The sequence below is a fragment of the Aeribacillus sp. FSL K6-2833 genome, assembly GCF_037965815.1.
In the GTDB taxonomy this organism is placed as follows: domain Bacteria; phylum Bacillota; class Bacilli; order Bacillales; family Aeribacillaceae; genus Aeribacillus; species Aeribacillus composti.
Genome location: NZ_CP150189.1, coordinates 1605360 through 1617395 on the forward strand (window position 1 = coordinate 1605360; position 12036 = coordinate 1617395).

Sequence of the window (12036 nt, forward strand, 5' to 3'; positions counted from 1 at the left end):
AGCGTGGGAAAAGTGTATATTGTCGGAGCAGGCCCAGGAGATCCAGAATTAATCACAATAAAAGCGATGAAGGCGATTCAGAAGGCGGATGTGATTTTATATGACAGGCTTGTCAACAAAGAGCTCCTTGCTTATGCAAAAAAAGAAGCGGATCTCATTTATTGCGGCAAATTGCCAAATTACCATACGATGCGCCAAGAGACGATCAATAAGTTTTTAGTGAAGTATGCCCAGGCAGGCAAAATCGTAACGCGGTTAAAAGGAGGCGACCCCTATCTGTTTGGCAGAGGGGGGGAGGAAGCGGAAGTATTGGTGCAAAAACGAATTCCTTTTGAAGTGATCCCCGGGGTTACGGCTGCTTCCGCCGCTTCCGCCTATGCTGGCATCCCGCTTACGCATCGCAACATCAGCGCTTCGTGTGCATTTATTACCGGACATAGAGCAGGGGATTTGACAATTAAAGAGGAAACGATTCGTTTAATGAAAGCAGCAGACACCGTTGCCGTCTATATGGGTGTGAAAAATATTGCGGAAATCCAAGATATGATTATACGAAGCGGGAAGGATCAAAATACGCCTGTTGCCTTTATTGAATGGGCGACTACGGAAGAACAACGCACAGTAACGACAACCGTGAAGGAAATGGCGAAATCGGCAGAAGAAAATTGTATTTCCAATCCATGCATGATTATTATCGGCGAAGTCGTTCGTTTTCATGACCAGTTGAACTGGTTTGAGAAGCAGATGAGCAACATCGATTTTACAACAGGGGTTTCGTTATGAAAAAAGGGGTTCTGTATATCTTTCACGGCAGTCGGTTGCGAGATTCTAGAGAAGAGGCGATTCATTTTTTCAATGAAGTGAAGGCGAGCCTGCCATACGAGATTCAAGAAATCTCTTTCCTTGAGCTTGCAAAGCCTACTATTGAGGAAGGATTTGCATCCTGTTTCGCAAAAGGAGCTGCTCATATTGCGGTAATCCCAGTGCTGTTACTAGCTGCCGGCCATGCCAAACAAGATATACCAGCTATTCTTTCGACATTGCAGACAAATTATCCGGAAGCAATGATCTCCTATGGCATGCCTTTTGGCGTTGATGAATTGATGCTAGAGGCAGTGGAAGACAGAATTAAACGCGTTTTGAATAGACCGAAAAAGTCTAGAATGATTTTGATCGGTCGAGGAAGCCGGGATGTGGAAATGCAGCAAGATTTTTTAACGATTGGCCGCATGCTTGAAGAGCGATTGGAAGTACCGGTGACGTGCTGCTATTTAACCGCAGCTTCTCCTCTTTTTCAAGATGTTGTTCAATCCGTTCCAAAAATGACGGAAGAAGAAATAATTTTTGTGCCTTATTTATTGTTTACAGGTCTATTGTTAAAAGGAGTTCAAAAGGAAATCGAGCAATTGCAAAGGGCAACAAATAAAAAGATTATGTTAACTGATCATATCGGAAACCATTCAGCTGTTAAAGAGCTGCTTCGCGTCAGAGTTGAAGAGGCGTTTGCAGCAAGAGCAGAGAATAAATATTTGAAAAAGGAAACCGTGTTATGAATGGTTTCCTTTTTCTCTGTACTGAAATGAGGCGTACATAATTTTTCGAGATTAGAGCTATTCCAGATGATCAACGTTGTTAATGGAGTAAGAGTTTCATAAAAGAAGCTTATAAAAGCAGAAGGAGAAGCAGAAAAAACGTCTATTGTTTTTTCAACTTCAGCACGAGCTCTTCATCAGGCGTCACATAGACCGTTTGCTGATTTTCATATATGACAAACCCAGGCTTGGCGCCATTCGGTTTTTTTACATAGCGCACTTTTGTATAATCGACAGGTACGGAGCTTGATTGGCGCGCTTTGCTGAAATAAGCTGCCAGATTCGCTGCCTCTAAAATGGTCTGTTCAGACGGATCTTTTTTCCGGATGACAACATGGGAGCCCGGTATGTCCTTTGTATGAAGCCAAATATCGTCTCTAGCAGCAACCCGGTTCGTCAAGTATTCGTTTTGCTTGTTGTTTTTGCCGACTAATATTTCAGCTCCGTCGCTGGACAGATAAGCTTCTAAAACAGGTTTAGCATTTTTTTTCTTCTGGATGTTCGCTCTTTTTTTCAAATATCCCCCTTCAATCAATTCTTCTCGAATTTCCTCTAAGTCTTTAGGAGAAGCTGTTTCAAGCTGCTGGAGAAGCCGGTCAAAATATTCGATTTCTTGTTCTGCTTTTTCGATTTGCGATTTGACAACTAAAACGGAATTTTTGGCTTTTTGATATTTTTGAAAATAACTTTGGGCGTTTTCAGAAGGAGTTTTCAAAGGATCAAGCGGAATTTTGATCTTTTGTCCATCCTCGTCATAATAGTTGATAACTTCGACTTCTTTATCCCCTTTTTTCACTGCATGCATGTTCGCTGTCAATAGTTCGCCGTAAAGCTGTAGCGTATTTGCTTTTTCAGCCTCTTTGAGCGTGTGTTTTAGCTTTTGAATTTTCGTTTCATTCTTTTTTCGTTCGTTGATGATGAAGCGTTCTAAATCCTGCCCTTGCTGCTTCACTCGATCGCGTTCCGCTTTCGAGTAAAAATATCGGTCTAGCAATTCGCTTATGGTAGAAAATGTTTTCCTTTCTCCTTTTACATGCTCTAAAGGCAAAATATAAAAATATTCTTTATTTAAAGTTTTTGTCATTTGCGGAACAATGCTTCCGTTTTTTATTTGATTTAAAACGGACATAAGCGTTCTGGCAACAGATTCCTTATTGGCGATTCCAGAGCGGTAGACGATTTCTTTTGCCAACAGAGGCGAGATGCCAGCAAATTGGTCGACAATTTGTTTTTCCAATTTTCCTGAAAACAGATCAATTTTTTTCAAAACCGTTTCTTCTGAAGCATGAAAAGGATTCAATTTGCCTTGGTCTGGAGGAAAAACATATGCGTGTCCGGGCAAAACAGAGCGATGGCGATTGACTGCAGCTGATACATGTTTGATGCTGTCAATGATCATCTTCTTTTCTTGATCGACTAAGATGATGTTGCTATGTTTTCCCATGATCTCGACAAATAATTGTTTCCTGGTGATATCCCCTAATTCATTGCGGGATCTCATTTGCAGCATGACGATTCGATCAAGTCCGACCTGGCTGATTTCCTCAATGATGCTTCCTTCCAAATGCTTTCTTAAAACCATACAGAACATCGGCGGTTCTTGCGGATTATCATAGTGGGAGGCTGTAAGATGAATGCGCGCAAAATTGGGATGATTGGATATAAGCAGACGATAATTTTTACCTTTCTGACGAATTTGCAAGATAAGATCGTGCTTAGAAGGCTGATGAATTTTTGTGATTTTTCCGCCTTCAAGCTCTTGTTTCAATTCTCTTTGAACACAATATGTAAAAATGCCGTCAAAAGACATATTTGCTCACCCTTTTTCCATGAAGTCCAAGAAAAAACTTACTAAATTATAACATGTTTTAGGACAAGGCTGAATATGTTGTTCTTAGAGCGTGTATCAAAAGGTGAAAAGGGGTGAAACAGAAATTCATGAAATGGCATGAATTGACAGAACAAGAAGCAATTCAATCATTGAATGTCGATATAAAAAAAGGATTATCAGAAAAAGAAGCAGAAAACCGCAGAAAAAAATTAGGATACAATGAGCTTGCAGAAGGAAAACGGCAATCAAATCTTTTGTTATTTTTCGGCCAGTTTAAAGATTTCATGGTTCTTGTTTTAATTGCGGCAACCGTCATTTCCGGCCTTTTAGGAGAGTATATTGATGCAGTTGCCATTATTGCGATTGTGATTTTGAACGGAGTTCTTGGATTTATTCAAGAGAAAAAGGCAGAGAAGTCTCTTGCTGCATTAAAAGAACTGTCAAGCCCGCAGACTACTGTATTGCGCAGCGGGAAGTGGGTGAAGATCCCTTCGAGAGAAATTGTCGTCGGGGACTGCATTAAATTTAAAAGCGGCGATCGAATCGGAGCTGATGTGCGTCTCATTCAGGTATCAAGCCTTGAAGTCGAGGAGTCGGCACTAACTGGCGAATCCGTCCCTGTTGGAAAACATACACGCCCATTAAAAGGGAATCAAGGATCCGTTGGCGATATGCAAAATATGGCCTTTATGGGCACGCTTGTAACAAGAGGAAGCGGAGTCGGCGTTGTCGTGGCTACAGGCATGAAAACGGCAATGGGGCAAATTGCAGATTTGCTGCAAACCCAGGAGCAGCAATTGACCCCGATGCAGAGAAAATTAGAAGAGCTGGGCAAAGTTTTAATTGTTGTAGCTCTTCTCTTGACGGTATTAGTAGCAGGAATCGGAGTCATGCAAGGACATGCTGTTTATGAAATGTTTTTGGCGGGAGTCTCGCTGGCAGTGGCGGCGATTCCTGAAGGCTTACCGGCGATTGTTACGGTTGCATTGGCATTAGGCGTCCAGCGGATGATCAAGAAAAATTCAATTGTCCGAAAGCTTCCAGCTGTTGAAACGCTCGGATGTGCAACCGTCATTTGTTCAGATAAAACAGGAACAATGACTCAAAACCAAATGACTGTGACAGACATTTGGATAAGCAATAAATCATGGAAGGTAACAGGTGCGGGCTATCAGCCTGCTGGGGAGTTTTTTGAAAACGGAAAAAAAATTGATCCGGCTGCTCATAAACCGTTGAAGCAAATGTTAATGTTTGGAATGCTTGCTTCAACATCTGATATTATTGAAACAAATGGAGAATATTCCCTTGATGGCGACCCGACGGAAGGTGCGTTGATCGTGGCTGGCATGAAAGCGGGGCTGTCAAAATCAAAATTATTGAAGCAATTTCATATTATGCGAGAATTTCCTTTTGACTCCGACCGAAAAATGATGTCCGTCATTGTTCAAGATAAAGACGGAAAATGCTTTGCTGTCGCAAAAGGAGCTCCTGACGTTATGTTAGAACGTTCGACACATGTTCTTTGGCACGATAGAAAAGAACGTTTAACGGAGCAGCGAAAAAATGACATTCAAAAGGCGATTTTTCATCAGGCAAACGAAGCATTAAGAACGATAGCAGTTGCATACAAACCGCTTCATACAGGATCTGTCCCTCAAGCTGAAGCGGAATCTTCTCTTATTTTCATTGGCATACAAGGAATGATTGACCCGCCAAGACCGGAAGTGAAACAAGCGGTGAAGGAATGCGGTGAAGCAGGCATTAAAACTGTCATGATAACAGGCGATCATGTTATTACCGCACAAGCTATCGCAAAAGAACTAGAAATATTGCCTCCTAACGGTAAAGTAATGGACGGATCATCTTTGTCAAAGCTCACGATTGAAGAATTGGAAGAAGTAGTTGACGATATTTACGTATTTGCCAGAGTTTCTCCGGAGCATAAATTGAAAATTGTGAAAGCATTGCAAAACAAAGGACATATCGTTGCAATGACTGGAGACGGCGTAAATGATGCCCCGGCGATCAAAGCGGCAGACATAGGCATTTCGATGGGAATGAGCGGCACCGATGTGGCAAAAGAAGCTTCCTCTCTTATTCTCGTTGATGATAACTTTGCCACCATTAAAGCAGCGATTCAAGAAGGGCGCAATATTTATGACAATATCAGGAAATTTATTCGCTATTTATTAGCATCAAATGTAGGAGAGATACTAGTTATGTTATTTGCCATGATTTTAGCATTGCCACTGCCGCTTGTTCCGATTCAAATTTTGTGGGTGAATCTTGTAACAGATGGCCTGCCGGCTATGGCGCTTGGCCTTGATCCCGCAGAAGAAGATGTGTTAAAAAGAAAGCCTCGCGATCCGAAAGAAGGGATTTTTTCGAGAGGGCTTGGCTGGAAAATTTTATCTCGCGGTTTTTTAATCGGGCTGTCCACACTACTTGTCTTTTACTTCATTTATGAACGGAATACAGAACAGCTTGCCTACGCGCAAACAGCTGCTTTTGCAACACTTGTTTTGTCGCAATTGATTTTAGTGTTTGATTCAAGAACGGAAAGAACGATTTTTGACCGGAATCCTTTTAACAACATTTATTTGCTGCTGGCAGTCTTTTCATCCATAATCTTAATGCTTGTTGTCATTTATTATGAGCCGCTTCAACCGATTTTCCATACAACGCCTATCATGGCTCGAGATTGGCTGTTTATTTTCGTCATGTCCGCTCTGCCGACATTTTTGCTGGCAGGATCAATTTTAACAAGAAAAAAACGATAAGTTATGTTATAATTTTTTCAGGTGATAGATGCTATTCTATGACCTTTCTTTTTTTCTTTTGTTTTGAAGGCGACGAAAGAACGGATGTGATACAATGGTATTAAGCATGACGGGATTTGGCCGCTCGGTAAAAACGGTGCAGCAGATGCAAATAACAGTTGAGATGAGATCGGTCAATCACCGGTTTTGTGAAATCAGCGTGCGGATGCCTAAAAATTTTTTTTCGCTTGAAGAAAAAATAAAGAAAGCCGTACAATCTTATATAAATCGAGGACGTGTGGAATTGTACATCACGGTCAGCGGAGAGGGTCTTTTTTCCAGAACCCTAAACGTTGACTGGTCCCTTGCCGCTCAATACATAGACGCTTTGAACGAAATGAAACGCCGTTTTCATATAGATGATTCCATTCGTTTCATGCACCTTTTGCATGATGAACATATTTTTGAAATTCAAGAGGTTGCGAATGAAAATGAAGAGCTTGAATGTATGATGTTAGAAGCTGTTCATGAAGCGGCCAATCAACTTCTGGAAATGCGGGCTGCAGAAGGAAGCAAGCTAAAAGAAGACTTGCTGAAGCATTTGGAAGCGTTAGAGCAAATCATAGAACATATTCAATCAAGAGCCAGTATTGTCGCAAGCAACTACAGAGATAAATTGCAAAAGCGTTTATCCGAGTTTATAACAGGGAATATTGATGAGAATAGAATATTGTTGGAAGTGGCAATTTTCGCTGACAAATCGGATATTACGGAAGAATTGACAAGATTAGAAAGCCATTTGAGCCAGTTTCGAAAAACGATCGAAAAAGATGAACCGATAGGGCGGAAGCTTGATTTTATCGTACAAGAGATGAGCCGGGAAGCCAATACGATCGGAGCTAAAGGGAATGATTCGGCCATTTCTGCTTTCGTTGTGGAATTGAAAACTGTTATTGAAAAATTAAAAGAGCAAGTTCAAAATATTGAATAAAGGCTTTTTAGGGGGAAAAATCATGGGAATTAAATTAATTAATATTGGCTTTGGCAACATCGTTTCAGCAAGCCGCATCATTTCCATTGTAAGCCCCGAATCGGCTCCGATAAAGCGGATGATTCAAGATGCAAGAGAACGAGGAATGCTTATTGATGCGACATATGGAAGAAGGACGAGAGCAGTTGTTATAATGGATTCTGACCATATTATATTGTCTGCCGTCCAACCGGAAACAGTTGCTCAAAGGCTTTCCAATAAAGATGAGCTGTCTGATGAAGGGTAGGGTAAAATTGAAATGCAATTAAAGAAAAAAGGTTTGTTAATTGTTTTGTCTGGACCGTCCGGAGTGGGAAAAGGCACTGTTCGCAAAGCGTTGTTTGCACAAAAAGACGTCAATTTTCAATATTCGATCTCAGTGACGACGAGAACCCCACGGGAGGGTGAGAAGGACGGTGTAGATTATTTTTTTAAAACACGCGAACAATTTGAACAGATGATTAAGGAAAACAAACTGCTTGAATGGGCAGAATATGTTGGGAATTATTACGGTACACCCGTTGAATATGTAGAGAAAACACTTGCAGAAGGAAAAGATGTTTTTCTAGAAATTGAAGTTCAAGGGGCTCTTCAAGTTAAAAAGGCATTTCCTGACGGGTTGTTTATATTTTTACTCCCGCCTAGCCTGGAAGAACTGAAAAATCGAATTGTCACGAGAGGAACAGAGTCAGCTGACTTGATCAATAATCGGATGAAAAAAGCAAAAGAAGAAATTGACATGATGGATTATTATGACTATGTTGTTGTAAATGATGAAGTGAATCTTGCCTGTGAAAAAATTAAAGCGATTGTGACTGCTGAACATTGCAGAAGGGAAAGAGTTGCACAAATGTACAAAAAATTTTTGGAGGTTGAGTCTTGATGCTTTATCCATCAATTGATTCCCTATTAAACCGTATCAATTCAAAATATACACTAGTAACTGTAGCAGCAAAAAGAGCGCGGCAAATGCAGCAAAACAATGACCAGCAATTGGAAAACACGGTATCTGTAAAATATGTCGGAAAAGCGCTGGAAGAAATTGATGCAGGGCTGCTTAATTATGAAAAGATTGAGAAATAATAGCTGCTGTCATAACAACCTACTTGATAGGTTGTTATTTTTTTAAAAAGCTGAGAAATAGGAGGAGAACAAAGTGGCACGTCCGAGACGTATTTTATTGTGTGTAACGGGAGGAATAGCGGTTTTCAAGGCTGCAGCTTTGACGAGCAAGCTGACACAGGCGGGTTTTGATGTGAAAGTGATCATGACAGAATCTGCTACGAAATTCGTCACCCCTTTGACGTTTCAAGTACTATCGAGAAATGAAGTGTTTTTAGATACTTTTGATGAAAAAGATGCGAAAGTGATTGCACATATCGATTTAGCCGACTGGGCTGATTTAGTGCTCGTAGCTCCAGCAACTACCAATATCATTGGGAAACTTGCCTCAGGGATTGCCGATGATATGGTGACAACGACACTGCTGGCGACAACTGCACCGGTTTGGATTGCTCCTGCAATGAATGTACATATGTATGGCCATCCGGCTGTAAAACGCAACATTGAAACGCTTTATCGGGACGGCTATCAGTTTATTGAACCGCAAGAAGGACATCTTGCATGCGGTTACGTTGGCAAAGGCCGCCTGGAAGAGCCGGACAAAATCGTTGAACTCATTCAAAACCATTTTTCCGATCAAACGAAGGTACCTTCCGTCTTGAATCAGAAAACAATTATCATTACTGCGGGGCCGACAAGGGAAAAAATAGATCCTGTCCGGTTTTTCTCCAACCATTCAAGCGGAAAAATGGGCTATGCGATCGCCGAGCAGGCGAAGGAGCTTGGAGCGAGCGTAATTTTAATTTCCGGTCCGACTTCTCTTGCGCCGCCGGCCGGGGTGACATTTGTGCCAGTTGAAAGTGCTGAAGAGATGTATCATGAAGTGATGAACCATTTTGACAAAGCCGACATTGTGATTAAATCTGCCGCAGTTTCTGATTATCGGCCGAAACAAACATTTGATCAAAAAATGAAAAAAAAGGACGGCTCATTAGTCATTGAATTGGAACGTACGGAAGACATTTTAAAAAGACTCGGCGAGAAGAAAGGAACAAAATTGCTGGTAGGATTTGCGGCGGAAACGGAAAATGTTGAACAATATGCGCTGCATAAGCTGAATGAAAAGAACTTGGATTTAATTGTCGCCAACAATGTAAATGAACCAGGAGCAGGATTTCAAAAGGATACAAATATAGTGACGATTTTTCATAGAAACGGAGAAAAGAAGGCGTATCCGCTTATGTCTAAAAAAGAAGTGGCAAATGCAATTTTAAGAGAAATTGAAAAGCTTTTGAAAGGTGAATAGATAATGCGGTATGCAAGCGTTGTTGTGGATGTCCCGGCAAAAGGCACGGACAAGCTATTTGACTACGAAATTCCAAATAAATTCGCTGGCGTAATCCAGCCTGGCATGAGGGTCATCGTTCCTTTCGGCTCCCGCAAGCTTACTGGATTTGTCGTTCAGTTAAAAAATGAAACAGATATTGACAGTGTGAAACTGATCCATTCGCTTTTTGATCCGGAACCGGTATTAAATCATGAACTGTTAGAGCTTGGCGCATGGCTTAGTGAAACGACTCTTTGCTATAAAATCACCGCTTTTCAGGCAATGCTTCCGGCTGCGATGAAAACGAGGTACATAAAAGAAATCAAGCCATCGAGCTCCGCTCAATTGGAGGATTTGCCTGAAGAGATCAGGACTGCTTTCGAAAAAGGAGGGCCGCTTTCATGGGAGGATTTACCTTCATCACTTGTCGCCGTCGTTCAAAAGGAAATTCGTAATGGGAATTTGCAAATCGATTATCGTGTCGAACAAAAGCAAAAAAAACGGCTTGTGAAATATGTAAAGCCTCTTTTGCCGGTTCGTGAGCTTGAAGAACAGCTTCAGCATTTGCCAGCTCGCGCCCATAAACAGAAAGAGGTTATTCAATTTTTTATTGATCATCCTAATCCGATTTTATTAACGGAGTTGACGAACAGCATACAAGGAGCTTCAATTGCCGTCAAAGCGTTAATTAAAAAAGGTATTTTGACAGAGGAGCAAGTAGAAATTTACAGAGATCCTTATGAGCATAAACAGTTTCCGAGAACGAAGCCTTTACCGTTAACTGACGAACAAAAACGTGCAATGGAGCCGATTTTAGACAAGCTGAATCGACACGAGCACGAAGTATTTTTAATGTATGGGGTCACGGGAAGCGGCAAAACGGAAATTTATTTGCAAGCGATCGAGAAGGTATTGAATGAAGGAAAAGAAGCGATCGTGCTAGTACCTGAAATATCGTTGACTCCTCAAATGGTTCAGCGGTTTAAAAGCAGATTTGGCAGCCAGGTTGCTGTTCTTCATAGCGGGTTGTCCAGCGGGGAAAAGTTCGATGAATGGCGGAAAATTTACCGGAAAGAAGCGAAGCTTGTCGTCGGGGCGAGATCAGCAATTTTTGCCCCGTTTCAAAATATCGGCATCATTATTATTGATGAAGAGCATGAAACTAGCTATAAACAGGAGGAAAGTCCTCGGTATCATGCAAGGGACGTTGCCATTTACAGAGGGAAATATCATCAATGTCCAGTCATTTTAGGAAGCGCCACTCCGACGCTTGAATCATTTGCGAGAGCACAAAAAGGCGTTTATACGTTGTTAACTTTAAAAGAACGCGTCAACCGCCGTCCTCTGCCGGAAGTCCATATTGTCGACATGCGGGAGGAGCTGAGAAACGGCAACCGATCGATGTTTTCAAGAACGTTGTTTGAAAAGCTGACAGATCGCTTGAAGAAAGGAGAGCAATCTGTACTTTTATTAAACAAGCGCGGCTATTCTTCCTTCGTCATGTGCAGAAATTGCGGACATGTCATAGGATGTCCTCATTGCGATATTTCCCTTACTTATCATCGGCATGGGGAAAAGCTAAAATGCCACTATTGCCAATTCGAAACAGCCATGCCGTCGCGATGCCCAGAATGTGGAAGCGAGCATATTCGCTTTTTCGGAACAGGAACTCAGCGTATCGAGGAAGAGCTCAACAGGCTTATCCCGGAAGCGCGTGTCATACGGATGGATGTCGACACGACCAGCCGTAAAGGAATGCATGAAAAGCTTTTAAACGCATTCGGCGAAAAAAAAGCAGACATCCTGCTTGGAACACAAATGATTGCAAAAGGATTGGACTTCCCTGATGTCACATTGGTCGGAGTGCTTTCGGCTGACACGATGCTCCATCTTCCTGATTTCCGGTCTGGAGAAAAAACGTTTCAATTATTAACGCAAGTAAGCGGAAGAGCAGGCCGGCATGAGCTTCCGGGGGAAGTGGTGATTCAAACTTATACGCCTGAGCATTACTCCATTCAATTGGCAAGCTTGCATGATTTTGAAACATTTTATCGACAGGAAATGAAAATGAGAAAATCTTTTGCCTATCCGCCCTATTATTTTCTCATTCTCATTACCGTTTCCCATCCAAATGCGATAAAAGCAGCTGAAGTAACGGAGAAAATTGGACAATATTTAAAGCTTCATTTATCAAATGAGGCGCAGATCCTCGGTCCTGTCAGTTCGCCAATACCGAAGATGAAAGATAGATATCGATTTCAATGCATGATAAAATACAAACGGGAAAAAAACTTGTATAAAACACTGAAATTATTGTTCGAGCATTATGAAGAGGACATGTCGCAAACGGATTTAAAATTGATGATTGATCTAAATCCGTATACCATTCTATAAATTGGTTATGTAAATTGTTAGCATCATATCTAGTTTTTAGA

At 41.5% G+C, this 12036-nt stretch carries 10 protein-coding genes; 9 read left to right on the forward strand and 1 reads right to left on the reverse strand.

All coding sequences use genetic code 11. The annotated features are described in order from the left end of the window. The first annotated feature begins 3 nt into the window (after positions 1-3). Both cobA and NSQ94_RS08030 read left to right on the forward strand, forming a co-directional pair. Positions 4-783: a uroporphyrinogen-III C-methyltransferase gene (cobA, locus tag NSQ94_RS08025; protein WP_063388460.1), complete on the forward strand. Its 780-nt coding sequence runs from the start codon at positions 4-6 to the stop codon at positions 781-783. Then, entirely contained in the window at positions 780-1553 is a 774-nt protein-coding gene (locus NSQ94_RS08030) for a sirohydrochlorin chelatase (protein WP_339230524.1), read from the forward strand. Before cobA ends, NSQ94_RS08030 begins: the two co-directional genes overlap by 4 nt. A gap of 142 nt (positions 1554-1695) precedes the next feature. On the opposite strand, the gene NSQ94_RS08035 is transcribed toward NSQ94_RS08030, so the two are convergent. Then, a complete protein-coding gene (locus NSQ94_RS08035; RefSeq protein ID WP_339230526.1) occupies positions 1696-3402 on the reverse strand; it encodes an NFACT RNA binding domain-containing protein in 1707 nt (568 codons plus the stop codon). Between the two features lie 128 nt (positions 3403-3530). On the opposite strand from NSQ94_RS08035, the gene NSQ94_RS08040 reads away from it, so the two are divergent. The 7 genes from NSQ94_RS08040 (at position 3531) to priA (ending at position 11995) form a co-directional block, all read left to right on the forward strand. After that, a complete protein-coding gene (locus NSQ94_RS08040; protein ID WP_339230713.1) occupies positions 3531-6203 on the forward strand; it encodes a calcium-translocating P-type ATPase, SERCA-type in 2673 nt (890 codons plus the stop codon). Between the two features lie 94 nt (positions 6204-6297). After that, positions 6298-7173 (forward strand): YicC/YloC family endoribonuclease, encoded by an 876-nt coding sequence (locus tag NSQ94_RS08045; RefSeq protein ID WP_063388457.1) that lies wholly within the window; start codon positions 6298-6300, stop codon positions 7171-7173. A gap of 22 nt (positions 7174-7195) precedes the next feature. Continuing rightward, positions 7196-7459: a DUF370 domain-containing protein gene (locus tag NSQ94_RS08050; RefSeq protein ID WP_063388456.1), complete on the forward strand. Its 264-nt coding sequence runs from the start codon at positions 7196-7198 to the stop codon at positions 7457-7459. A gap of 12 nt (positions 7460-7471) precedes the next feature. Further along, positions 7472-8095: a guanylate kinase gene (gene gmk, locus NSQ94_RS08055; protein WP_063388455.1), complete on the forward strand. Its 624-nt coding sequence runs from the start codon at positions 7472-7474 to the stop codon at positions 8093-8095. Continuing rightward, on the forward strand, positions 8095-8295 hold the full coding sequence (gene rpoZ, locus NSQ94_RS08060) for a DNA-directed RNA polymerase subunit omega (protein WP_063388646.1): 201 nt from the start codon (positions 8095-8097) through the stop codon (positions 8293-8295). Before gmk ends, rpoZ begins: the two co-directional genes overlap by 1 nt. Positions 8296-8368: 73 nt before the next feature. After that, positions 8369-9580: a bifunctional phosphopantothenoylcysteine decarboxylase/phosphopantothenate--cysteine ligase CoaBC gene (gene coaBC / locus NSQ94_RS08065; RefSeq protein ID WP_339230528.1), complete on the forward strand. Its 1212-nt coding sequence runs from the start codon at positions 8369-8371 to the stop codon at positions 9578-9580. A gap of 3 nt (positions 9581-9583) precedes the next feature. Then, positions 9584-11995, forward strand: a complete 2412-nt coding sequence (gene priA, locus NSQ94_RS08070) for a primosomal protein N' (RefSeq protein WP_339192955.1) — start codon at positions 9584-9586, stop codon at positions 11993-11995. Positions 11996-12036 lie beyond the last annotated feature (41 nt).